This window comes from Amycolatopsis sp. NPDC114484, from assembly GCF_055633755.1.
The window spans coordinates 461,727-484,868 of record NZ_JBVKDQ010000003.1; the positions used below are offsets into that span (position 1 = coordinate 461,727).

22 protein-coding genes are annotated in these 23,142 nt (G+C 68.7%); 9 read left to right on the top strand and 13 right to left on the bottom strand.

Annotation, left to right across the window (positions count from 1 at the left end):
• Positions 1–58: 58 nt before the first annotated feature.
• The 6 genes from ACZ7SW_RS11385 to ACZ7SW_RS11410 all read right to left on the bottom strand — a co-directional run bounded on the left by ACZ7SW_RS11385 (position 59) and on the right by ACZ7SW_RS11410 (position 7,291).
• Complete coding sequence (locus ACZ7SW_RS11385; protein WP_470230294.1) at positions 59–1,255, bottom strand: cytochrome P450; 1,197 nt, start codon at positions 1,253–1,255, stop codon at positions 59–61.
• Entirely contained in the window at positions 1,252–2,520 is a 1,269-nt protein-coding gene (locus ACZ7SW_RS11390; protein ID WP_470230295.1) for a methylaspartate mutase, read from the bottom strand. Before ACZ7SW_RS11390 ends, ACZ7SW_RS11385 begins: the two co-directional genes overlap by 4 nt.
• Positions 2,517–2,993 carry a cobalamin B12-binding domain-containing protein gene (locus tag ACZ7SW_RS11395; protein WP_470230296.1) on the bottom strand — a complete coding sequence of 159 codons (477 nt, stop codon included), beginning with the start codon at positions 2,991–2,993 and terminating at the stop codon, positions 2,517–2,519. Before ACZ7SW_RS11395 ends, ACZ7SW_RS11390 begins: the two co-directional genes overlap by 4 nt.
• The gene (locus ACZ7SW_RS11400; protein WP_470230297.1) at positions 2,990–4,204 is read right to left on the bottom strand and encodes a type III PLP-dependent enzyme domain-containing protein; all 1,215 of its coding nucleotides are present in this window, start codon (positions 4,202–4,204) and stop codon (positions 2,990–2,992) included. The genes ACZ7SW_RS11395 and ACZ7SW_RS11400 overlap by 4 nt, the downstream gene beginning before the upstream one ends.
• Positions 4,201–5,670: an AMP-binding protein gene (locus ACZ7SW_RS11405; protein WP_470230298.1), complete on the bottom strand. Its 1,470-nt coding sequence runs from the start codon at positions 5,668–5,670 to the stop codon at positions 4,201–4,203. The genes ACZ7SW_RS11400 and ACZ7SW_RS11405 overlap by 4 nt, the downstream gene beginning before the upstream one ends.
• 121 nt (positions 5,671–5,791) lie before the next feature.
• Positions 5,792–7,291 (bottom strand): AMP-binding protein, encoded by a 1,500-nt coding sequence (locus tag ACZ7SW_RS11410; protein WP_470230299.1) that lies wholly within the window; start codon positions 7,289–7,291, stop codon positions 5,792–5,794.
• A 232-nt stretch (positions 7,292–7,523) separates the two neighbouring features.
• Here ACZ7SW_RS11410 and ACZ7SW_RS11415 point away from each other — a divergent pair, with 232 nt between their 5' ends.
• Positions 7,524–7,769 carry a phosphopantetheine-binding protein gene (locus ACZ7SW_RS11415; protein ID WP_037810574.1) on the top strand — a complete coding sequence of 82 codons (246 nt, stop codon included), beginning with the start codon at positions 7,524–7,526 and terminating at the stop codon, positions 7,767–7,769.
• Here the strand turns inward: ACZ7SW_RS11415 and ACZ7SW_RS11420 are convergent.
• Both ACZ7SW_RS11420 and ACZ7SW_RS11425 read right to left on the bottom strand, forming a co-directional pair.
• Positions 7,762–8,721 carry an ACP S-malonyltransferase gene (locus ACZ7SW_RS11420; RefSeq protein ID WP_470230300.1) on the bottom strand — a complete coding sequence of 320 codons (960 nt, stop codon included), beginning with the start codon at positions 8,719–8,721 and terminating at the stop codon, positions 7,762–7,764. The two genes, ACZ7SW_RS11415 and ACZ7SW_RS11420, sit on opposite strands and share 8 nt — an antisense overlap.
• On the bottom strand, positions 8,714–9,646 hold the full coding sequence (locus ACZ7SW_RS11425) for a proline iminopeptidase-family hydrolase (protein WP_470230301.1): 933 nt from the start codon (positions 9,644–9,646) through the stop codon (positions 8,714–8,716). The genes ACZ7SW_RS11420 and ACZ7SW_RS11425 overlap by 8 nt, the downstream gene beginning before the upstream one ends.
• A 197-nt stretch (positions 9,647–9,843) precedes the next feature.
• Here ACZ7SW_RS11425 and ACZ7SW_RS11430 point away from each other — a divergent pair, with 197 nt between their 5' ends.
• From ACZ7SW_RS11430 to ACZ7SW_RS11440, 3 genes are read left to right on the top strand one after another with little or no spacing between them, the layout of a single operon-like run.
• The gene (locus ACZ7SW_RS11430) at positions 9,844–11,142 is read left to right on the top strand and encodes a nucleotide disphospho-sugar-binding domain-containing protein (protein WP_470230302.1); all 1,299 of its coding nucleotides are present in this window, start codon (positions 9,844–9,846) and stop codon (positions 11,140–11,142) included.
• Positions 11,139–12,248, top strand: coding sequence for a sensor histidine kinase (locus ACZ7SW_RS11435; RefSeq protein WP_470230481.1), 1,110 nt, complete (start codon positions 11,139–11,141; stop codon positions 12,246–12,248). Before ACZ7SW_RS11430 ends, ACZ7SW_RS11435 begins: the two co-directional genes overlap by 4 nt.
• Positions 12,249–12,271: 23 nt before the next feature.
• The gene (locus ACZ7SW_RS11440) at positions 12,272–12,925 is read left to right on the top strand and encodes a response regulator transcription factor (protein ID WP_470230303.1); all 654 of its coding nucleotides are present in this window, start codon (positions 12,272–12,274) and stop codon (positions 12,923–12,925) included.
• A 336-nt stretch (positions 12,926–13,261) separates the two neighbouring features.
• Here ACZ7SW_RS11440 and ACZ7SW_RS11445 read toward each other — a convergent pair whose 3' ends face one another.
• The 4 genes from ACZ7SW_RS11445 to ACZ7SW_RS11460 all read right to left on the bottom strand — a co-directional run bounded on the left by ACZ7SW_RS11445 (position 13,262) and on the right by ACZ7SW_RS11460 (position 17,742).
• Entirely contained in the window at positions 13,262–14,170 is a 909-nt protein-coding gene (locus ACZ7SW_RS11445; protein ID WP_470230304.1) for an acyl-CoA carboxylase epsilon subunit, read from the bottom strand.
• Positions 14,170–15,738 carry an acyl-CoA carboxylase subunit beta gene (locus tag ACZ7SW_RS11450; RefSeq protein ID WP_470230305.1) on the bottom strand — a complete coding sequence of 523 codons (1,569 nt, stop codon included), beginning with the start codon at positions 15,736–15,738 and terminating at the stop codon, positions 14,170–14,172. Before ACZ7SW_RS11450 ends, ACZ7SW_RS11445 begins: the two co-directional genes overlap by 1 nt.
• Positions 15,731–16,501 carry a thioesterase II family protein gene (locus ACZ7SW_RS11455; protein WP_470230306.1) on the bottom strand — a complete coding sequence of 257 codons (771 nt, stop codon included), beginning with the start codon at positions 16,499–16,501 and terminating at the stop codon, positions 15,731–15,733. Before ACZ7SW_RS11455 ends, ACZ7SW_RS11450 begins: the two co-directional genes overlap by 8 nt.
• Positions 16,502–17,055: 554 nt before the next feature.
• The gene (locus ACZ7SW_RS11460; RefSeq protein ID WP_470230307.1) at positions 17,056–17,742 is read right to left on the bottom strand and encodes a GNAT family N-acetyltransferase; all 687 of its coding nucleotides are present in this window, start codon (positions 17,740–17,742) and stop codon (positions 17,056–17,058) included.
• Positions 17,743–17,893: 151 nt separating this feature from the next.
• Between ACZ7SW_RS11460 and ACZ7SW_RS11465 the strand changes: the two genes are divergently transcribed.
• Positions 17,894–18,616 carry a VOC family protein gene (locus ACZ7SW_RS11465; RefSeq protein ID WP_470230308.1) on the top strand — a complete coding sequence of 241 codons (723 nt, stop codon included), beginning with the start codon at positions 17,894–17,896 and terminating at the stop codon, positions 18,614–18,616.
• A 41-nt stretch (positions 18,617–18,657) separates the two neighbouring features.
• Positions 18,658–19,146 (top strand): GNAT family N-acetyltransferase, encoded by a 489-nt coding sequence (locus ACZ7SW_RS11470; RefSeq protein WP_470230309.1) that lies wholly within the window; start codon positions 18,658–18,660, stop codon positions 19,144–19,146.
• A gap of 7 nt (positions 19,147–19,153) precedes the next feature.
• Here ACZ7SW_RS11470 and ACZ7SW_RS11475 read toward each other — a convergent pair whose 3' ends face one another.
• A complete protein-coding gene (locus ACZ7SW_RS11475; protein WP_235079332.1) occupies positions 19,154–19,606 on the bottom strand; it encodes an Lrp/AsnC family transcriptional regulator in 453 nt (150 codons plus the stop codon).
• A 140-nt stretch (positions 19,607–19,746) separates the two neighbouring features.
• Here ACZ7SW_RS11475 and pdhA point away from each other — a divergent pair, with 140 nt between their 5' ends.
• Genes pdhA through ACZ7SW_RS11490 form a run of 3 tightly spaced genes read left to right on the top strand, consistent with a single transcriptional unit; the run spans position 19,747 to position 23,137 of the window.
• Positions 19,747–20,856, top strand: a complete 1,110-nt coding sequence (gene pdhA / locus ACZ7SW_RS11480) for a pyruvate dehydrogenase (acetyl-transferring) E1 component subunit alpha (RefSeq protein ID WP_470230310.1) — start codon at positions 19,747–19,749, stop codon at positions 20,854–20,856.
• Positions 20,853–21,869 (top strand): alpha-ketoacid dehydrogenase subunit beta, encoded by a 1,017-nt coding sequence (locus ACZ7SW_RS11485; protein WP_470230311.1) that lies wholly within the window; start codon positions 20,853–20,855, stop codon positions 21,867–21,869. Before pdhA ends, ACZ7SW_RS11485 begins: the two co-directional genes overlap by 4 nt.
• On the top strand, positions 21,869–23,137 hold the full coding sequence (locus ACZ7SW_RS11490) for a dihydrolipoamide acetyltransferase family protein (protein ID WP_470230312.1): 1,269 nt from the start codon (positions 21,869–21,871) through the stop codon (positions 23,135–23,137). Before ACZ7SW_RS11485 ends, ACZ7SW_RS11490 begins: the two co-directional genes overlap by 1 nt.
• The last annotated feature ends 5 nt before the right edge of the window (positions 23,138–23,142 follow it).

The window sequence follows — 23,142 nt, forward strand, 5'->3', positions numbered from 1 at the left end:
TCGTAAGGCGGGCTCGGGCCGCGCCGGATCCCCAGAAAACGTCGTTAGGGGCGGGAACTCACCAGGCGACGCGCAGCAGCGACGGGCCGCGCACGATCACCCCGTACTCCCATTTCACGCCGTCGCGCCCGTCCGCGAGCCGCAATTCCGGAAACCGCTCCAGAATCGCTTTCAGCGCCTCCTGCAGTTCCAGCCGGGCCAGCTGCGCCCCGATGCAGTGGTGCGGACCGTGCCCGAACGCGACGTGCGGGTTCGGGCTGCGGGTCAGGTCGATGACGTCCGGGTTCGCGAACACCTCCGGATCGCGGTTCGCCGCGTGCAGCGCGGGCAGCACCGGATCGCCCGCCCGCACCACGACGTCGCCGATCCGGACGTCCTCGCGGGGATACCGGGCGAACATCGCCGCGGTGTTGATCGGCACCCACCGCAGCAGTTCTTCCACCGCGGTCGGCAGGATCTCCGGCTGCGCCCGCAGTTGCGCGAGGAGCTCCGGCTGCGTCAGGAGGGTGAAGATGAAGCTCGGCAGCGCCGAGGAAACCGTCTCCACGCCACCGGTGAGCAGGCCCGCGCCGGCGATCGAGATCAGCTCGTTCTCGCTGAGCTTGTCACCGGCGTCGCGGGCGTAGACGAGTGCGCCGAGGAGGTCGTCCGTCGGGTCCTCACGGCGTTGCGCGACCAACTGCGCCACGTAGTTGTCCAACTGGTCGCCGTAGACGTCGAGCACGTCGCCCTTCGCCGTGGCGTCGCTGACCAGCGCCTGGGTCCACTCGCGGAAGATCGTGTGGTCTTCCTTGGGCACGCCGAGCAGATTGCAGATCACCGTGACCGGCAGCGGCCGCGCGAGGTCCTCCACGACGTCGCCGGGCGCACCGTTCTCGATCATCGCGTCGATCAGCTCGTGCGTCAGGGTACGGACGCTCTCGCGCATCGCCTCCAGCCGGCGCGCGGTGAACGCCTTCATCACCAGGCGGCGCAGCCGGGTGTGGTCCGGCGGGTCCATGCCCATGATGCCGTCGCCCATCTGCTGGCGGCGCATCCTCGGCTGGTCGAGGCCCTGTGCCAGCTCGCGGCTGAACCGCGGGTCGGCGGTCACCAGCTTGACGTCGGCGTACTTCGTCGCCAGCCAGGCCTGCTCGCCGAACGGCAGCTGCACCCGGCTCATCGGCTCGTCGCGCTGCAACTGGTGGTAGGTCTCGGAAACGGACGTCTCGTGCATGTCGAACGGATACGCCCGGACAGTCCGGCGAGTGCTCATCGCGGTTCCCCTCCGATCGCGGTCATCGGCTGCTCCAATGCCTGGGTGTCATGGGTGTGCTGGACGTAGGACAGCGCCGACATCAGCGTCGACGAGGTGATCCGGCCGCTCGGCGCGCGTTCGGCGATCCCGCGCAACGGCAGCGAACCGAGCTCGGACCAGCCGAGCCGGCCGTCCGCGCCGAGCGTGCTGCGCGCCTGGCCCGCGTTGTCCGGATGCAGGCAGTACGGCACGTCGAGCAGACCGCGTTTGAAAGCGACCACGAGCGCGCGATCGAGATCGGCGTGGCTGTTGAGGACCGCGTCGACCAAGGCATAGGCCTCGCGGTAAACCTGGTTGTCTTCGTCCACAATGGCCTTAATGCCTTTTGCCGACGCCGCCGCGTGTTCGAGCGCGGTCACGTTCTCCGCGACGGTCGGGATCCGGTGGGCTTCGGCGGCGGTCTTGACGATCAGCCGCTCCGAACCGGTGCTCATCGCCAGCTCGGCGGCCTTGCCCAGCAACAACATCGCGCCGTCGGGCGTGCGCGGGAAGAGGCCCATGTAGGCGTAGATCACCACGTGCCAGGTCGCTTCCGGCAAGAACTCGGCGCACAACCGGCGCAGCGCGGCGACGGCTTCCCGGTCCTGCTGGAGGTTCGTCTGCTGCGCGTAGCTCACCGAAATGCTGCGCACACCCTTGCGGTAGAAGAACAACGCCTCCAGCACGCTGATCGCGACCAGCTCGCTTGGCGGGCACAGCTGTCCGAGCATGCAGCCGCCGAACGTCTCCAGATGCGGACGACCGCCTGGATGTTCCGCGTCGACCAGCAGATCGCAGCAGTACGCCCAATTTCGCACAGACTCGTCGAGCGGCGTGCGGCTGTAGGGCAGGCAGTAGGAAATCGGGCCGCCTTCGGTAGCGTGCAGACCGGCGGCGATCATCGCGCGGAAGATGTCCGCCGGCCGCGCCGAACCGTGCCGGACCTGCACGGGGAAATCCGGGCCTTCGAGACCGTCGAGCATCGCCCGGGTCACCTCGGGCGGATGGTTGACGATCGGGTAGCCGTTGAGCGGTATTCCATTGCGCAGCGCGTGTTCCGCGGAATCGGTGTCGCGGACGCGGGTGTAGCTGTCGAGCGTGAGCGTGCCGACGGTCGCGGCGTTCGCGAGCTTGGTCGCGACCAGCCCGGCACGCATCGCGGCCGGACTGTCGAAGCCCATGCGCGGCTGCACGACCAGTTCCCCGGCCGCGTGCCGCTGCGCTACGAACCGCTCGAAGCTCACGCTCCCTCCAACTGGCTGACCCCGCCGGGAAGCGTGGCCGCGAAGTGCCGGAAAGCGGCGGCGTTCTGCTCGTCGAAGACCCCGTCGAACCCGGCGAACAGCAGTTCCGCGGTCTGTTCGTCGGAAAGCGGGCCGCCAGTGCCGAGTTTTCCGCCGATGACGATCGGCAGCCGACGCAGCTCGGGGAGCGCCCGCAGCCGCTGCACGACCCGGAGCCCGTCCTGGTAGCCGTGGCCGTTGACGCTGCTCAGGACCAGCATCGCCGGACGGCGGCTGACGCATTCGGACTCCAGCAGCTCGTCCGGCACGCACGCGCCGAGGTTCACGACGTCGAAACCGAGTTCCCCCACCAGAAGTTCGAGGTAGACGAGGTTCCAGGTGTGCGAATCCGACGCCATGCTGCTCACGATCACCGTGCGCCCGCTGGGTTCTTCGACGATGCTGCCGCCGTAAGCGCGGACTTCCTCGCTCATGGCGACACCTCATAAGCTCGCTGATAGTCCAATCGCGACACTGAGATGACCTCGTCGCCGCGGACCACGACCTCGGTCGGCGCGGGACGGCCGAGGAAGCTGATCAGACTCGCGGTGACGCCGTACGCACCCACATTCGGCACGGTCAGCAGGTCTCCGGCCGCCAGGTCAGGCAGCTTCGCGGCTTTCGAGAGCGAGTCACCGGGAGTACACAGTGGACCGACGAGCTGCCCCGGGTTGTCCCCGACCTGCTCCACGCCGACCGCGGCGGGCAGCAGCCGTCCGATCCCGGAAAGGCCGCCGACCACGTTGATCCCGGCGTCGAGAATGACGAACCGGTGCCCCCGGCTCTCCTTCACGTTCACGACACCGGCCAGCAGCGTCCCGCAAGTACCGGAGAGATACCGGCCGGATTCGCAGGCCAGCTCAACCTCGCCGCTGCGCCACTCGGGCAGGTAGAGGTCGAGCAGCTGCTCCAAACCGTTGCGCAGCTTCGGGTAGTCAGTGCGCTCGCCGGGAACCGCGTACGGTGACGAGAATCCGCCGCCGATGTCGAGCAGTTCCAACGGCAGTCCCGTTTCCTGGCGCAGCTGCGCGGCCGACTGCAGGACGAACTCGTACTCGCCGAGGAGCGCGTCTTCGTCCTGGGCGTTGCTCATGGTGAAGAAATGCGCACCGACGATCTCGGCCCCAGTGACCGCCTTGAGCAGCGGCATCAGCTCCGGCAACGTCTCGGCGTCAACGCCGAACTGCGACGGGCGGCCCATCATCCGGATCCCGGTCGACGCGCTGCCTTGCGTGGTGTTCACCCGCAGCAGACAACGCGCGACGGTGTCCTGCCGTTCCGCGGCGGCACCGACGTGCTGCAGGTCAGTCAGAGATTCGACGGAGAACAGCCGGACACCCGCCGTGATGGCTGCGTCCAGCTCGCCGTCGGTTTTGCCCGGGCCGGTGTAGAGGATGTCCTCCGGAGCGAACCCGGCGGTCAGCGCGTTGGCCAGCTCGCCGGTCGAGCTGATCTCCGCACGGCAACCACCCTCGCGGAGCTCGCGGGCGATTTCCGGATGCGGGTTGGCCTTCAGCGCGTAATAGACCGCGAACCCCTCGGGCAGCAGGCTGAACAGCTGATCGCGCGACTGGGCGGTCACGTCCAGGTCGTACACGTAAGCCGGCGTGCCGAACCGGGCGGCCAACTCGTCGTACTTGCTCATTTGCGGGCACCTTCCACCAGCAGGGCGAGTTCCTTCGTCGCGTTCTTGCCGTGCGCGGTGAGCGGGAACTCGTCCACGACGTGGCACAGCGCGGGCACCTTCTGCGGCTCCAGCCGCTGCGCCAGTTCCTTGAGCACCGTGGTCGGCGGCAAGTCGCTTTCCACGCAGATCGCCAGGTCGCGCGTCTCGCTCGGCGGGATCGCACCCGCCGCGCGCACGCCGGGGATGTCCATCGCGGCCGCCTCGATCTCCAAAGTGGACATCCGGATTCCCTTGCGCTTGAACATGTCGTCGCGGCGGCCCTCGAAGTAGAGGTAGCCGTCCTCGTCAAGCCGGCCGTAATCGCCGGTGTGCAGCCGGAGCTCGCCGGTGGCCTCGTCGCGGCGGAACGCTCGCGCGGACAGCTCCGGGGCGCGCCAGTAACCAGGCATCACGTGCGGGCCAGCAGCCACGATCTCGCCGATTTCCCCAGCGGGCAACGGCTTTCCGTCAGCGGCGAGGATGTGCACGGTCGTGCCGGGGAGCGGAAGGCCCGACGAACCCGGACGCTCGGCGTCTTGCTCGGGCGGCATCACGGTGATCCGCTTGCACTCGGTCTGCCCGAACTGCCGGACGACGCGGACGCCGGGGAAAGCGTTGCGGAGCTTCTCGATCGTCGAATCAGGCAGCGCCGCACCGGTGTTGGTGAAGAGCCGCACCGGAGCCGGTTCTGCCTGGTCACGCTCGGCGAGGGTAGCGATCATGGTCGCGAGCGAGGGCACGATCGGAACGACAGTCGCGCCGACCTCGCGCATCCGTTGCAGCAGGCGAAGATCGGACTCGGCGTCGGCGAGCACGATTTCGCTGCGGCCGAGCGTCGAGAGGAGGACTTTGTACAGGCCGTAGTCCCAGGACATCGGGAACCGGCAGAAAACGACGTCGTCCTGGCGGTAGCCGAGTACCGCCTGGATCGCGCCGGCCGCGAAGGTGACCTGCCGGTGCGGCCCGATGACGCCCTTGGGCGCGGCCGTGCTGCCGGAGGTGTACACGAGGACCGCGACGTCGTCCAGATCCACTTCGGTCGGCTCGACGCGGGTCTGCTCGCGGTAGGCTTCCTCGACTTCAGTCCACAATGGAGCTATTTGTTCCGGCTGGACGATCAGCACCGGTTCGGCGTTCTCGACGACGGAATCGAAGTGGAACTTCTTCATCGCCGGGTTGATCGGCACGAACACCGCGCCCCGGCGCGAAGTACCGTGGAAGAGCGCGACCAGCGCCCGGTCCGTCGGCAGTTGCACCACCACGCGATCGCCGCGCCCGACCCCGCGCCGCGCGAGGACCGCCTCCACCGCGTGACTCCAAGCGGCCATCTCGGCATACGTCCACACCCCCGCCCGGTCGCGCACCGCGGCGGCGTCCGGCGCACTGGCCACCGCCGCGTCGAGCAGGGCATGGACGAGAGAACCGGATTCGTTCACGACTGCCACTCCCGAAAGGATTCGTAGAATCACCGTGCCTGCGCGGGATAGCTCCCCGACGTCGGAAAGTTATCCGCGCGCAGGCGGTGATCCACACCCCTAACGGCCCCTAGCTGGCAGTCTGCCGACGTTAAGCGGGCACCGGACTGAGGATCTCCGCGGCCCGCGCGCCGAGGGTCTTCCGGTCGATCTTGCGGTTGGAATTCAGCGGGAACTCCTCGACGTGCTCGTACCGCCGCGGGATCACGCCCTCGGGCAGCACCGCCCGCAAAGCCCGCACCAGCTCGATCACCGGCCGCCGCGGTCCCGTATAGAAGACGAACAGCTCGGTCCCGCTCTCGCCCTGGACACCGAGCGCCACCGCCTGCACTCCGCACTCCTGCAGCGCGTGTTCCACCTCGGTGAGCTCCACGCGCCAGCCGAGGACCTGCACCTGCGAATCGAGCCGCCCGAGGTACGCCAGATCGTCCCCGCCGAGCCGACGCACCCGGTCGCCGGTGCGGTAGAACCGGTGCCCGTCGCGGTCGAGGAACCGGCCCTTCTCGTCGGCCGGGTCGAGGTACCCCGGCGTCAGCTGCGGTCCGGCGATGGCGAGTTCGCCCTCCCCCGCCTCGTTCTCGTCGATCAGCAGGTACTCGTGGCCGTCGTGCACCGCGCCGATCGGCACCACGCCGTTCACTGCCACGTGCGGGGTTTCCTCGTCGTCCCACCGGTACCCGGCGACGGTGATCGTCAGCTCCGTGGGGCCGTAGAGGTTTTCAGTGACGGAATTGCCCGCCGCCGCCCGCCAATCCGCGGTGTCGCGGACGGTCAGCGCTTCCCCGGCGAAGAAGCTCCACCGCAGACCCGGCATCGCACCCGGAGTAAGACGTCCGGTGCGGCGCACCAGGTCGATCGCGCTCGGTGTGGAGAACCACACGGTGAGCCCGCGCTCTTCGACGAACGCCGGCACGTTCCGGTACGCCGCTCCCGGCAGGACCACCGCTTCCGCGCCCGCGCCCCACGCGCAGAAGAGGTCGAACATCGCGCAGTCGAAGTTCAGGTCGAACGTCTGGGAGAAGACGTCGTCCGGCGTGAAGTCGTACCGCGCGTCGAGCAGGCCGAAGTAATGCTCGGTGGAGCCGTGGCCGATCCGGACTCCCTTCGGCCGTCCCGTGGAGCCCGAGGTGAACAGCACGTACGCGGAGTCCTCAGGCCGCGCGTCCATGGGCTCGCTGAGCGCCGTTTTCGGTTGCCACAGTCCCGGCTGGCTGACCTCCGGGGCCAGCAGGGTCTTCACCGGCGGAGCGACGGTCAGACCGCGTTCGTCGGCGACGAGCGCGTCCACCTCCGCGGCCTCCACCATCTGCGCGGTCCGGGCCGCCGGGAAGTCCGGGCGCAGCGGGACGACCGTCGCTCCCGCGTAGAGCCCGGCCAGAATCCCGGCGTAGGCGGTAACTCCCTTCCCGGCCAGCACCCCTACCGTGCGGGCGCCGGACTCCGCCAGCGCACCGCCCCACAGCAACGCCCGCTCGTGCAGCTCGCCGTAGGTCAGCGTCTGCCCGCCGACGCTGACCGCCGGCCGGGACTCCGAAAGGGCCAGCCCGCGCAGAAACCGAGCGTGCAGTCCCGAGGTGGTCGTCGTGTCCATCGTGGTCCTCCGCGTACTGTGCCGATCCCTGCCAACCCGACCACAGTCACGGCCTCATGGCTTCGCAGCAACGGTTCCGTGCCGGGTGGGGGGTCGGCCTGCTTTGGTCGGATTGGTAATAGGGGTGCCGGCGCGTCGCTCGGGAGCGGCGGCGCGGGGTAAAGTTCAAAACCGAACCGGGCGGTCGGTTTCCCTGCCTGGTGAAGTGCCCGACCCAGCCACCGGAGTAGCCATGTGGGACAGCTCTTTCGACGAAGCCCTCCGCCCGTACCTCCCGTTCCTGCCCGCCGACGAGGCGCTGACCGCCGAGACCCCGCTCAAGGAGTACGGCCTCGACTCGCTCGCCACGGTGGAACTGCTGGCGGTGCTGGAGGAGAAGTACAACGTCCGGTTCTCCGACGACGCGCTGAACCTGGAGACGTTCGAGAACCCCGGACGCCTCTGGACGACGCTGTCGAAGCTGCAGCCGGCTAGCTGACCCGCGAGGGACCCGCGCCGCGCCGCCGCGGCTGCAGCGCGAGCCGCGGGTTCACCGTGGTCACCTCGAACCGGCTGGTAGTGGCCCGGACACGGCCGAACAGCGTGTCCGGCCCGGCCACCCACAGCTTGCGCACGCCGAGCTGTTCGAGCGACGAGACGACGTCCGGCCAGCGCAGCGGCTCGACGATGCTGTCCAGCAGCATCTTCCGGACCTGCTCGCCGGACCGCAGCACCGAACCGTCCTGGTCGGCGATGATCGGAAGGAGGGGATCATGGAAGTCGAGGCCGCCGAGCACCTCGTCCTCGGCCTTGCGCCGCAACGCGCCGAACGCGCGCGAATGCAGCGGAGGACGCATCGTGTACAGCGACAGCCCGCCCATGCTCCGCACGGTCTGCTTGAGCCAGTCGAGGTTCCGCTCCCGCACCGAGACCATGTAGAAGTCGTGGTCGATGTAGCAGGAGATGTCGGCCCATTCGCCGCGCCCGTCGAGTTCCGTCAGCGCGTCGCGCAGTTTCTCTTCCGGGGTGCGGACGAACGAGTGCGTGACGACGTCGGTGTGCTCGGTCGCGAAGAACTCGTCGAGGCACTGCGCGAGCTTCGCGGTCATCCACACCGCGTCCGGGAAAGTCAGCGAACCGGCGTACACGCTGGCCGGTTTCTCGCCGAAACTCGGGCCGGTGCAGTAGTCCGGGCTCATCCCGTACTCCTGTTCGGCCCATTCGGCGAGCGCGACGCAGGTGAGCATGAACCCGACCTGGGCGTACTCGGAGTAGTCGCCCTCGGCCTCGCGGAAACGGTCGACCAGCGAGTAGCCCAGCCGGTCGTCGGCGTCCTTGATGAGCCTGCGCGCGAACGGGTTGATGAGCAGGAACTTGCCGAAGTCGACGAACCGGCACGGGCTCATCCCGGGGAACACGACCGCCGATCCGGCCTGGCTGGCCTCATCCATGACTGGCGACCTCTCTCTCGGCGGGGGAATGGACTTCCTGCAGGAATCCCAGCAGGATTTCGCGGAACCGCTGCGGTTCCTCGAGATGCGGGACGTGGCTCGATTCCGGGAGGATCTCCCAGCGCACGTCGTGGATCCGGTCGTAGTACGGCTGCACGGTGGCCGGGGTGGCCTCGTCGTGCGCGCCGGAGATGAGCAGGGTCGGCACCTCGATGTCGTCGAGACGGTCGATCACCGAATAGTCCGCGAGCGTGCCGGTGACGGTGAACTCGCTGGGGCCGTTCATCACCGAGTAGACGGTGTTGTTGTCGGCCATCTCCATGAACGACGCGACATAGTCGGCCGGCCACGGCAGCACGCGGCAGACGTGCCGGTCGTAGAAGACGCGCATGAGGTCGAAGTACTCCTGCGTGTCCGTGGTGCCCGCGGCTTCGTGCGCCCGCAGGCCTTCGTCGACCCCGGGCGGCAGCAGCGCGCGCAGCCGGTCCATCTCGCTGCGCCACAGCTCGTACGACGCCGGCGAGTTGGCGATCACCAGCCCGCGCAGGCCGTCCGGACGCTCGGCGGCGTGCCGCGCGACGACCAAGCCGCCCCAGGACTGTCCATAAAGGACGTAGTTGTCCTCGATGCCGAGCCGGTGCACCAGATTGTCCAGCTCGTCGCCGAACAGCTCCGGATTCCAGAACCCCGGCCCGGCGTCCGGCAGCCGGGTGGACCCGCCGCTGCCGAGCTGGTCGTAGTGCACGACCGGGAATCCGTGCCCGGCGAATTCGGTCAGGCTCAGCAGGTAGTCGTGCGTGCTGCCCGGCCCGCCGTGCACCACGACCACAGTGGGCGCCGCTCCCCCCGGTCGCCCGGTGACCCGGTACCAGGTGCGGTGCTCGCCGAACGGGACCCAGCCTTTCGCGGTGGGCGCCACGGCCATGCTCATCACCTCGTTCGCCTCCCTCGTCCGTCTCCGGCACAGCGCGGCCGGATCCGGTTACCTGTCTATCCGTCGCGGCCCGCGCGCCACTAGCCCCTAAGGGGCATCTAAAGCCGAGCCAAATCCTCCTTGCCCGTGCCGGATTCAGGGGTCCCCTACCGGGTGGGCCCGGGCCTGGTGCGGCCCTACCGTTTCCCTTGTTCTCCTATGACTACGAACCCGGAGCTGCCGCGATGCGCGTGATGCTGATGGTCTTCCCGACGAGGACGCACGTTTACAGCATGGCTCCGGTGGGCTGGGCGCTGGCCGCGGCCGGGCACGAGGTGCGCTTCGTCGGACAGCGCAACCCGCGCGAGGTCGCGCCGTTCACCGAAACCGGACTGGACGCCATGTGGTTCGGCGACGAACTCGACATCGCCCGCCACCGGCAGCAACAGGTCGACGGCAACAACGCGATGCACGGCGAATTCCGGCTCTCGGAAAGCCGTCCCGAGCGCTACACCGACGAGTACGTGCGCAACGTGTACGAGCACTGGGTCGACGTGTTCCGCTGGACCACGCCGGACCTGCTGCTCGACGAACTCATCCGCTTCGCCCGGCACTGGCAGCCGGACCTCGTGGTGTGGGACCCGCTGATCTACGCCGCGCCGATCGTCGCGCACGCCATGGGCGTGCCGCACCTGCGGATGATGTACGCCGCCGACCAGACCGCCCGCATCGGCGCGCAGTACCGCGACCTCAGAGCCAGCCGCCCCGAGGACAGCTCGCCGGACCCGTTCGAGACGTGGATGTCCGCCGAGGTCGGCCGGTTCGGAGCCGACTACGACGAAGCCCTCCGCTACGGCGTGCGGACCATCGACTGTCATCCGTCGTATCTGCGCTACGACGGCGTGGACGTCGACTACCTCCCGGCCCGGTTCGTGCCGCAGAACAAGCCGATGGCGATCCCTTCCTGGGTGCTGGACCGGCCGGAGCGGCCGCGAGTGATGCTCACCCTCGGGATCTCCAACCGGCAGACGCTCGGCGTCGAGGAGACCTCCGTCGGGGACCTGCTGGACGGGCTCGCCGACCTCGACATCGAAGTGATCGCCACGCTCAACGCGGAACAGCTCGCGTCCGTGCGCGCGATCCCGGACAACGTCCGCGCGGTCGACTTCGTGCCGATGAACGAACTCCTCGCCTCGTGCTCGGCGATCGTGCACCAGGGCGGCGGCGCGACGATCGGCAACGCGGTGGTGAACGGCGTCCCGCAGCTGGTCATCCCGGGCACCACGTGGAGCGAACGCGGCTCCGCGGTGGCTCAGGTGAAGCGCGGCAACGGTTTGCTGGTGGACCTCGAGGACGTGACGCCCGCGAGCGTCCGCGACGGAGTGTGCCGGCTGCTGGAAGAACCGTCCTTTCGGGACTGTGCGCTCGAGGTGCGGGACGAGATGCTGGCGACGCCCACTCTCGACGACCTCGTGCCGGAGCTGGAACGGATCGCGCTGTGCCCATGACGCGGCCGCCGACCATGCGCACGATCGGGTTTCTCGTGCTGAGCCTCCCGATCCGGCTCGCCGCGTTCGTGCTGATCCTGGTGACGATGCTGGTCGGCGTCGGGACGACGATGCTGTGGATCGGCATCCCGATCCTGCTGGTCGCGACCTCGCTGATGCGTTCGTACTGTGCCTTCGAACGACGCTGGGCGCGCCAGATGCTCGGCGTCGCCATCGCCGAACCCGTCCGCCGCCGTCCGGCAGGCCCGGGCATGCTCGCGGTGTGGCAGGCGCGGCTGCTCGACCCCGCCACCTGGCGCGAGTTCGCCTTCGTGCTGATCGCTTTTCCGCTGGGCATCGTGGAATTCGTGGCGGGCGTCGTGTCCACCGCGGTACCTCCTTTCGGAATTTTCGTGGCGCCGCGCATCGGGGCGATGCACGGCGAACTGGCGGCGTCGTTCCTCGGCCCGAACCGCACCGCGCAACTGGAAGCGCGCACGGTGCAGCTGCAGAACTCGCGAGCACGCGGAGTCGACGCGGTGGAAGCCGAGCGACGCCGGATCGAACGCGATTTGCACGACGGCGCACAGCAGCGGCTGGTGTCCGTCGCGATGAGCCTGGGCCGCGCCCAGCTCAAACTCGATCTCGACGACCCGACCGCGGTCCGCGAACTCATCGGAGCCGCGCACGCCGACGCGAAACTCGCCGTTTCGGAATTGCGCGACCTGGCACGCGGGATCTATCCGCCGGTGCTCCAGGATCGCGGCCTGGACGCCGCGTTGTCTTCTCTTACCGCAAGAATGCCTATCCCTATTGAGGTCGAGGTTACCGTACAACCCCGGCCTCCCGCACCTGTCGAGACGACGACGTACTTCATCGTGAGCGAAACGCTCACCAACGTGACCAAACATTCCGGCGCCGACCGCGCGTCCGTGCGAGTGACCCGCGACGACGACACCGTGGTCGTCGAAATCACCGACAACGGCCACGGCGGCGCCTCGATGCGCCCCGGCGGCGGCCTGGCCGGACTGGCCGACCGCGCCGCCACGATCGACGGCGTGCTCACCGTCGTCAGCCCTGTCGGCGGCCCCACCGTCGTGCGGGCCGATCTGCCTGTCCGCTGGTGAATCCTGTTGTGGAGGCTAGGAAAATGCGCGTCGTGATCGCGGAAGACTCGGTGCTGTTGCGCGCCGGGGTGCAAAGCCTGCTCGCGGACGTCGGCATCGAAACCGCCGCCGCGGTCGACAACGGCGACGACCTGCTGGTCGCCATCCGAGACCACCGTCCCGACCTGGTCATCGCCGACGTCCGGATGCCCCCGACCTTCACCGACGAGGGCCTGCGCGCGACTTTGGCCGCCCGTAAGGAAATCCCTGGTTTGCCGGTGCTGGTGGTGTCGCAGTACGTCGAAGGAAGTTATGCGGTAGACCTGATCGCGGAAGGCACTTCCGGCGTCGGGTACCTGCTGAAGGAACGAGTCGCCGACGTCGCGGACTTCCTGGAAGCGGTCCGCCGCGTCGCCGGCGGCGGATCGGCCATCGACCCGGACGTGGTCGCGCAGATGCTGTCCCGCAGCAGGGATCCGTTGGAGGCGTTGACGGCGAGGGAGACCGAGGTGCTGGCACAGATGGCGCAGGGTCTGTCGAACGCCGCCATCGCCAAGGCTTTGGTCGTGACGCAGGGCGCGGTGGAGAACCACATCAGCAACATCTTCGCGAAGCTCGGCCTGGAGGCCAGCCGGGACCAGAACCGCCGCATCCGCGCGGTGCTGACCTATCTCGATAGTACTGCTGTGCACGCCTGATCCGCCGCGCACATTTGATTCACCGGATCGATACCGTGCAGATGTTCGACCAGCGGCGGTAGCTTGGGGATATGGATCTTGGACCTGTCCCCGTGTCGTCCGTTGTGGACGATGTAGTTGTTCTCTTGTGGCGCAACACTTCCGCTACCCACCGACGTTCGATGCGGTCTCTATTTACCTCGAGACCGGCACTCCGCTCGCCGTGGCGATCTCGAAGACCTGCGCTCCGCGCGGCTGCCCAAGCCGGAACCGCCGTACTGCGGAAAACCCGCATCGCCCTACGCCGATGCGGGCCCCGCTCCTTCGCTGCATTGCCGGACCGAGCTCAGGATCCAGCTACCGCGCCCGCCAACTCGTCGCCGGAACAAACCTTGTCGACGGTTGCCGAGGTGACGGCACAGCAGTTTCTTCGCGCCCAGACCCCGCCACTTGACTCGCTGCGGCCAACGCCACCAACAACGCAGCCACCTCGACGTCATCCGGATTCCCGCGCACCACACGTACTGCGGGCGTTGCCACCGCAGCACGCTGTTCACCACGCACCCCGGCAGCTTCACCGTCAGCTGAATCCTCTAGCACGGCAGAGGTCGCGCCCGCTGCCATCGCAGGACGCCCGGCAGATTCACCGTCAGCCGAGTCCTCCAGCGCGGCAGATGTCGCGCCCGCGACCGCTACCACCGCATCGCGCCGTTGACGACGCGTCCCGCTGGGATCCCGGCGAGCAAGATTTCCCTTCTCCGCGGGAAGTCCCGCCATGGCCGCAGTCGAATCGGCTGACGCTCCGGCCGATTCTGCCTGCGCGGCAGTCGAGTTCTCCCCAGCCGGTCCGCCCGGCGCAGCAGACCAGTCCACCCCGCCCAGCTCCCCGACTGCGGCAGGAGAATTCTCCCCAGCCGACCCGCCCGGCGCAGCAGACAACCCCACCTCACCCGGCCCACCGACTGCGGCAGGAGAATTCTCCCCAACCGACCCGCCCCGCGCGGCAGACAACCCCACCCCACCAGGCTCTCCGACCACGGCAGGCGAATCCTTCCCAGACAACCCGCCCTGCGCAGCAGACAACCCCGCCCCACCGACCGCAGCAAGCGAATTGTCCCCAGCCGCCCCGTCCCGCGCAGCAGACCATGCCGCCCCATCCGGCTCCCCGGCCGCGGCAAGAACCCCCGCACCCGTCCCCGGATCCGCCACCACCCCAGCCGATCCCATCGCATCCCCCGTTCTCCGCCGCGCCATCCGGACCGCCATCACATCGGCGGGTTCCCGTGCTTGCGCGCCGGGACGTCGGCGTGCTTGGCCCGCAACATCGTCAGCGACCGGATCAGCATCTCCCGCGTCCGGCCGGGCTCGATCACGTCGTCGACCAGACCGCGCTCGGCCGCGTAGTACGGGTGCATCAGCTCGGTCTTGTATTCCTTGATCTTCTGCCGCCGCACCGCCTCCGGGTCGTCGGCCGCGTTGATCTCGCGCCGGAAGATCACGTTCGCCGCGCCCTCGGCACCCATCACCGCGATCTCGTTCGTCGGCCACGCCAGCGAAACGTCCGCGCCGATCGAACGCGAGTCCATCACGATGTACGCGCCGCCGTAGGCCTTCCGCAGGATCATCTGCACTCGCGGCACCGTCGCGTTGCAGTAGGAGTAGAGCAGCTTCGCGCCGTGCCGGATGATGCCGCCGTGTTCCTGGTCCACCCCGGGCAGGAAGCCCGGCACGTCGACCAGCGTCACCAGCGGAATATTGAACGCGTCGCACGTCTGCACGAACCGCGCGGCCTTCTCGCTCGCCTCGATGTCGAGGACCCCGGCGAGCGTCGCCGGCTGGTTCGCCACGATCCCGACCACGTGCCCGTCCAGCCGCGCCAAGGCGCACACCACGTTCGTCGCCCAACCGGCGTGCACCTGGAGGAACTCGCCGTCATCGACGATCTCCTCGATCACCGCGCACATGTCGTACGCGCGGGCCGAGTCCGTCGGCACCACCTCGAGCAACTTGTCCGTACGGCGGTCCGCCGGATCGGCCGTCGGCTCCACCGGCGGCACCTCGTTGTTGTTGGAGGGCAACAACGAAATCAGGTACCGCACGTCCTCAAGACAGCTGGGTTCGTCGTCGTAGACAAACGCGGCGACCCCCGACGTCGAAGCATGCACGTCCGCGCCGCCAAGGCCGTTCTGGGTGATCTCCTCGCCGGTCACCGCGTGCACCACATCCGGGCCGGTGATGAACATCTGCGAGGTTTCGCGCACCATGAACACGAAATCCGTCAACGCGGGCGAGTACGCGGCACCGCCGGCGCACGGGCCGAGCATCACCGAGATCTGCGGGATGACTCCCGAAGACCGGGTGTTGCGCTGGAAGATCCCGCCGTATCCGGCGAGCGCCGTCACGCCCTCCTGAATCCGCGCACCGGCACCGTCATTCAGCGATACCAACGGCGCACCGGCCGCCGCGGCGAGATCCATCACCTTGTGGATCTTCTGCGCGTGCGCCTCGCCCAGCGCGCCGCCGAAAATGCGGAAGTCGTGGGCGTACACGAAAACCGTGCGCCCGTAGACCGTTCCCCAGCCGCACACCACGCCGTCCGAATACGGCTTCCGGTGTTCGAGGCCGAAGGCCGTCGCGCGGTGCCGGCGCAGGGACTCGATCTCGGTGAACGAACCCGGGTCGAGAAGGAGTTCGATGCGTTCGTGCGCGGTCAGCTTGCCGCGGTCGTGCTGCCGGGCGGTCGCGGCGTCGTCGGGACCGCGGCGCGCGGCCTCCTTGATCTCCCGCAGTTCTTCGAGTCTGCTGTCGAATCCGACCGCCAGTGCCTCAGACATGTGCACGCCCCTTGTCGACAAGCCGATCGGTCAGGTACCGGAGAATCACGTCCTGGTGGCGGGTCAGGAAGAAATGCCCGCCGGCGAGCGGGACCAGCTCGAAGCCCGCCGAAGTGTGGTCGCCCCACGACCGGACCTCGTCGACCGAGGCGACCGGGTCGTCGGTGCCGGTGAACGCGATCACCGGGGCCGTCAGCGGCGCGCCCGGCTGGTACCGGTAGGTCTCCACGGCGCGATAGTCGTTGCGCACCACGGGAAGGATCATCCGCACGACGTCGTCGTCGCCGAGCAGGTCCATTTCGGTACCGCTCAACCGGCGCAGTTCGTCGATCACGCCGTCGTCGGTGCGGGTGTGCACGTTCTCGTCGCGATGCCGTGACGGTGCCCGGCGGCCGGACACGAAGAGCGTGTCCACCGTGGTGCCCGCGGCCTCCAGCCGGCGCGTCACCTCGAAGGCGATCATCGCGCCCATGCTGTGGCCGAACAGCGCGAGCGGCAGGTCGTCGCGCCCGCGCAGCAGTTCGGCGATCCGGTCGGCCAGCGCGTCGACAGTGGTGAGGAACGGCTCGTGCCGCCGGTCCTGACGGCCCGGGTACTGCACCGCCAGCACCTCGATGTCCGGCGTCAGCGCCCGCGAAACCGGGAAGTAGAACGGAGCCGAACCTCCGGCGTGCGGCAGGCACACCAGCCTTGCCTTCGCCTCGGGCGACGTGTGAAAGCGGCGAAACCAGCTGTCCTCGTCGGAATTCGCGCTACCCGTCATGTCGTCCCACCGCCTTTCCGACGTCTGCGCCGGGACGACCCGGCCACGGATCCTTCTTCGCCGACCCACGGTAACCGCGTCCACCACGCGCAACGACCCCTAACTCCCCCTAGATCCACAATGGACAGTCACGCCCGAACCCCTAGACCGAAGGATTCCCTCGCGTGCAGCCAACGTTCGTCCTCGTGCCCGGCTCCCACGCCTCCGGGCGCTGCTTAACCGCGCCCCAACGCGAACTAGCCCTGCGCGGCCACCGCAGCCTCGCCGTCGACCTCCCGGCCACGACACCGCCGCCTACCAGACCCAAGACCGCGCGGCCTTCGCCGAAGAGCCATCGCCAACGGCTGGCGTCACGCACGCCGACAACGTCGCGCACGTCGCCGAAACCGTCCGCCGGGTAAGGGAGCACGGTCCCGTCCGGCCACAGCGCCACCGGCACCGGCACCGAAGACCCAGCGGCGTGGGGCGGAATCCCACACAGCTACGTCCGCCTGCCACCCCGACCCGCTGCTGCGCCCGACAGGCCTAGCCGAAATTCTCGCCGGAACCGCCGATTACCGCGAAGGAGCCCGGTAAGCGCCGAACTGAATCTGCCGGGCGAGCCGGAACCCCAGCTTCTCGTACAGCCGGATCGCGCCGGTGTTCGTCCCGGCGGCGTGGAGAAACGGCCGTTCCCCGCGCTCCCGGATCCCCGCGGCCACCGCCAGCACCAGCCGGGCCGCCAATCCCTGCCCCTGGAACGCCGGGTCCGTGCACACCGCACTGATCTCCGTCCACCCCGGCGGGTGCATCCGCTCGCCCGCCATCGCCACCAGCGCCCCGTCACGGCGAATGCCCAGGTAGGCGCCCAAGGTGATCGTCCGGGGCAGAAACGGGCCGGGCTTCGTCCGGGACACCAGATCGAGCATCTCCGGCACGTCCGCCTCGGTCAGCCGCACCGCCTCCGCGTCGGCGACCGCCGGGGCGGCCGAACCGTCCATCTGCACCCCGGCTATCTCGGCCTCCACCGTCCAGTCCGCGGGCGGCGGCGTCCCGCCCCGGCCCACCACGACCGTCGACGCGCCCGGACCGATGAGGTCGGCGATGTCGTGCCACACCCGCTCGTCCGGCTGGTCCGGCACGGCGAGGAACGGAGAGACGTCCACCGGATACCGCAGCACCTGCCCCTTCTGCTCCGCGAACGACGCGTGCGGGCCGCTCAACGCGGCCCAAGCGGGGTTTTCGAGCGGGGACGTGCTCATTCTCGCCTGCCATTCCGATCCGGGGTGCCCGGTCAAGAATGCGTGCGCCGAACCGGACCCGGCCACCGCCTCCCACATGCTGAGCAGCCGAGGACCGCGGCTGTCCGCAATCCGCCATAACGTCGCCGCCATCACCGACGAAGGGATCTTGATGAGCGCCGTCGACCACAACCAGCCGCTCGGCACCCCGACCTGGATCGACCTCGCCGTACCGGATCTGGACCGCGCGCGACGCTTCTACCGCGCCGTCCTCGGCTGGACCTTCGACGGCGACCACTGCCTGCTGCGCGGCCTCCCCGTCGCTGGCCTGCGGCAGGCAACCAACCCCCGACCAGCCTGGACCGTCTACTTCGCCACCGACGACTGCGACGTCACCGCGAAAGCCGTCACCTCCGCTGGCGGCAAGCTCCTCGACCATCCGCACAACGACGAAGACCTCGCCCGTGTCGCCGTCGCGGAAGACCCGGCCGGGGCGCGGTTCGGGATCTGGCAAGGCCGCGAGCTCCCCGGTGCCCGGCTCGTCAACGAACCCGGCACTCTGCTGCGCAACGACCTCGTCACGCCAGCGCCCAACCCGGCGCGCGACTTCTACTGCGAGGTCTTCGCCTTCACCCTCGATGGCAACGACGACCTCCCCGGCGTCGACTTCACCTTCCTCCGCCGCCCGGACGACCACGAAATCGGCGGCATCGTCGGCGACCCGTCCGCCACCGCGTCGGCGTGGGGCACGCTGTTCCTCGTCACCGACGCTGACGCGGCTGGCACCCGGGCGGTCGAGCACGGCGGCGAGGTTGTCGAAGCGCGGGACAGCCCGTACGGGCGGATGGTGACCGTCCGCGATCCGTTTGGCACGGAGTTCGTTCTGGGCTCCTGAACCGACTCCATCGCCCTCGGCCCGGTGCTACAACAGGACAGGTGGACCTCGAAACCCTCCCCGGCGCGACCCTGCGCCCAGCGACCTCCGACGACGCCGCCGAGCTGATGGTGCTCCAGCGGTGCTGTTGGGTCCAGGAAGCCCTGCTCAACAACACCCTGGAGCATCCCGCGCTGACCGAAGACCTCGCCGAGGTCCGCGAGTCGATCAAAACCTGGCGCAGCTGGGTCGTCCGGCAGGGACACCGGCTCGTCGGCGCGGTCCGCGCCCGCACGGTCGAGGACGACGGCTGGGAAATCGGCCGTCTGATGGTCGCGCCGGATCTGGCGGGGCGCGGTCTCGGACGAGTCCTTCTTGAACACGCCGAGCGCCACGCTCCGCCGGAGACGAAGCAGTACGTCCTCTTCACTGGCGCGTCCAGCGAACGCAACATCGCCCTCTACGAACGGGCCGGTTACCGCCGCACGCCGATGCCGTTCGAGGCGACCGGGGTGCTCCAGCTCGCGGTCTACCTGGTCAAACCGGCCTGACGAAGGCTCACAGCTCGTCGAAGACCAGCACGGTGTGCGTCGAGAGCACGTCCGGCATGGACTGCAGCCGTTCGAACACCAAGTCCCGCAGGCTGTCCGCGTCGCGGGTCCGCACGAACAGGATCAGGTCGTTGTCCCCGGACACCAGGCCGCCGTGTTCGATTTCCGGGATGTGCTTGAGTTCCGCGCTCACCGTGCGCCACGAGTTCTGCGTGACCTTCAAGTACACGTACGCCGCCAGCCCCTGCCCCATCCGGCGCGGGTCGGTGACGGCCGCGTACCCCGTGATCACTCCCTCGCGGTGCAAGCGCTCCACGCGCGTGTAGCAACCGGCCCGCGAAATATGCGCGCGTTCGGCGAGGGCGCGCATCGAGGCGCGGCCGTCTTTCTTCAGCTCGGCGATCAGTTTCAGGTCGACCTCGTCGAGCGCCGCTGCCATTTGTCCACCCGGCTGGGACATCCGCGCCACCTCCCAAGCCAATCATCCAATCAAGATTCCGCAACCCGGCCATCATTCCACATTTCCCGAGCAAGTCTGGATCCTTGATCGCCAGACAGCGAGTATCAGGGCCTACTCGTCTTTGTCGATGGGAGCTGTCGGTGACCACCACGGAACGCGCTGCCGCGTCCTATTTCCTGCCCAGCGACGAGCCGCTCGGCCTCGTGACCGCCGACGGCGCGCCGATGCCCGACCCGGTGCTCGTGATGCCCGCGGACGACGTCCTCCTCCGCCTCTACCGCGGCATGGTTTCCGGACGCCGCTTCGACACCCAGGCCACCGCGCTCACCAAACAGGGCCGGCTCGCGGTGTACCCGTCGGCGCGCGGGCAAGAGGCCGCCGAGATCGGCTCGATCCTCGCGCTTCGCCCGCAGGACTGGCTTTTCCCCACCTACCGCGACTCGATGGCCGTCGTCGCTCGCGGCGTCGACCCGGTCGAGGTGCTCACCCTGCTGCGCGGCGACTGGCACTGCGGCTACGACCCGTACCGCGCCAACGTCGCGCCGCAGTGCACGCCGCTCGCCACCAATACGCTGCACGCGGTCGGCTTCGCGCACGCTGCGCGCGTGAAGGGCGAGGACACGGTCTCGCTCGTTCTCGTCGGTGACGGTGCCACCAGCGAAGGCGACACGCACGAAGCGTTGAACTTCGCCGCCGTCTGGAAGGCACCGGTCGTCTTCCTCGTACAGAACAACGGCTACGCCATCAGCGTCCCGCTCGAGAAACAGACTGCTGCGCCTTCGCTCGCGTACAAGGGTGTCGGCTACGGCATGCCGTCTGTACTCGTTGACGGCAACGACGCGGCCGCCGTACACGCTGTCGTCGAGCAGGCTGTCGAGCGCGCCGCCGCGAGCGAAGGGCCGACGCTCATCGAAGCCATCACCTACCGCATGGAGTCCCACACCAACGCCGACGACGCGACGCGCTACCGCGACAAGGCCGAAGTGGAGCAGTGGCTCACGCGCGACCCGATCAGCCGCCTCAAGCAGTACCTCACCGACCGTGGCCTCCTCGACGACAAGGCGCAGCAAGAGATCGACGCGCGTGCCGAAGAGGAAGCAGCCGCGTTGCGTGAGCGGATGAACGTCGACACCCAACTCGACCCAGCGGATCTGTTCCGGCACGTCTACGCCGAACCGACCGCCGCGTTGCGGCAGCAGGCCGCCGAACTGGCGCGCGAGAACCACGAGAACACCGAGGACCAGGCATGACCGCCACTTTGGACACGACGCTGTCCCTCGCCGGCGCATTGAACCGCGCCCTCGCCGACGCACTTGCCGAGGACGAGCGCGTGCTCGTCTTCGGCGAGGACGTCGGGACGCTCGGCGGCGTCTTCCGCGTCACCGACGGACTCGCCGCACGCTTCGGCGACGCCCGCGTCTTCGATTCGCCGCTCGCCGAATCCGGCATCGTCGGCACCGCGATCGGGATGGCGATGAACGGCCTGCGCCCGGTGATCGAGATGCAGTTCGACGCGTTCGCCTACCCCGCGTTCGAGCAGATCACCAGCCACCTCGCCAAACTCCGCAACCGCACCAAGGGCCAGGTCGAACTGCCCGTGGTGATCCGGGTGCCCTACGGCGGCGGCATCGGCGGCGTCGAGCACCACTGCGATTCGTCCGAGGTCTACTACACGCACACGGCCGGCCTGCGCGTCGTCACCCCGGCCACGCCGGACGACGCCTACACCCTGCTGCGCGAGGCGATCGACAGTCCGGACCCGGTCATTTTCCTCGAGCCCAAGCGCCGGTACTGGGAAAAGGGAACCGTTGACCCGCAACACCGTTCGCCCGGTCTCGACAAAGCGGTGATTCGCCGCGAAGGCAGCGACGTCACCCTCATTTCTTACGGCGGAGCACTCGGCACCACGCTCGAAGCAGCCGAAGCCGCCGCCGAAGAGGGTTACAACGCCGAAGTGATCGACTTGCGCAGCCTCGCGCCCTTCGATCTGGAAACGGTCGCCGCGTCCGTTCGGCGCACCGGGCGCGCAGTCGTGGTGCACGAGGCCAGCCGATTCTGCGGCTACGGTGCCGAAGTCGCCGCGCAGTTGTCCGAGCACTGTTTCCATTACTTGGAAGCGCCGGTATTGCGCGTCGCCGGGTTCGACATTCCTTATCCCGCGCCGAATTTGGAACAGCACCACCTGCCGGGCGTCGACCGGATCCTGGACGCCATCGAACGGCTCCAGTGGGACGACGCGGCACCGCTCGACGGGGAGAAGTGATGGCTGTCTTCAAACTGCCCGACCTCGGCGAAGGTCTGACCGAGGCGGAAATCGTCGCGTGGCACGTGGCGGTCGGCGACACCGTGACCGTGGACCAGACCGTCGTGGAAGTCGAGACGGCGAAGGCGAGCGTCGAGGTCCCGGTGCCGTTCGCGGGCCGGGTCGCGACGCTGCACGGAGCAGCGGGCGAAGTACTAACCGTCGGCAGCCCATTGATCACTGTGGACAGTGCCGCGGACTTCACCGAGCCTGGCGTCGTGACGCCGGAGGGCAGTGGGAACGTCCTGATCGGCTATGGCACCAGCCAAACCCGCACCCGGCGCGCGAGGCGACCGCGCGGCAGCAAAGCACCAGCGTCAGCGCCCGTTGTGACAGCGAAGTCCACTTCGGACCGAATCCGCGTAGTGTCGCCGCTGGTCCGCCGTCTCGCGCGTGAGTCCGGAGTGGACCTTCACGCGCTCACCGGCACGGGAACCGACGGCATCGTGAGCCGCGCCGATGTAGAACGCGCGATCGCGACCCCAGCGACCTCGGCAATCCCGGCGACCCCGGCGACCTCCGCGGCCCTGGCGGCAACCCCGGACGAGCAACGAATCCCCTTGCGCGGCCTGCGCAAAACCGTCGCCGACAAACTCACCCGCTCCCGCCGCGAGATCCCCGAGGCGACCGTCTGGGTGGACGTCGACGCGACCGAACTGCTGCGGCTGCGCACCGAACTCAACAGCGACCCGCACGCCCCGAAACTCAGCCTGCTCGCACTCATCGCCCGGTTCGCCGTCGCGGGCCTGCGCCGTTTCCCCGAACTGAACGCGCATCTGGACGGCGACGAGATCGTCATCCCGTCCGCCGTCCACTTGGGTTTCGCCGCGCAGACCGACCGTGGCCTGGTCGTCCCGGTGGTCCAGAACGCACACCAGCGCCCGCTGGAAGATCTGTCCGCCGCCCTCGCCGACCGCACCGAACAAGCCCGCTCCGGACGGCTCGCTCCGGCCGACCTCACTGGCGGCACGTTCACTGTGAACAACTACGGTGTGTTCGGCGTGGACGGTTCGGCCGCCATCATCAACTACCCGGAGGTCGCGATCCTCGGCGTCGGCCGGATCATCGACCGGCCGTGGATTGTGGACGGTCAGGTCACCGCACGCAAAATCACCGAACTGACGCTGGCCTTCGACCACCGCGTCTGCGACGGCGGCACCGCGGGCGGGTTCCTCCGCTTCGTCGCCGACTGCATGGAAAACCCCGTACGGCTGCTGCGCACCCTGTGAAGACG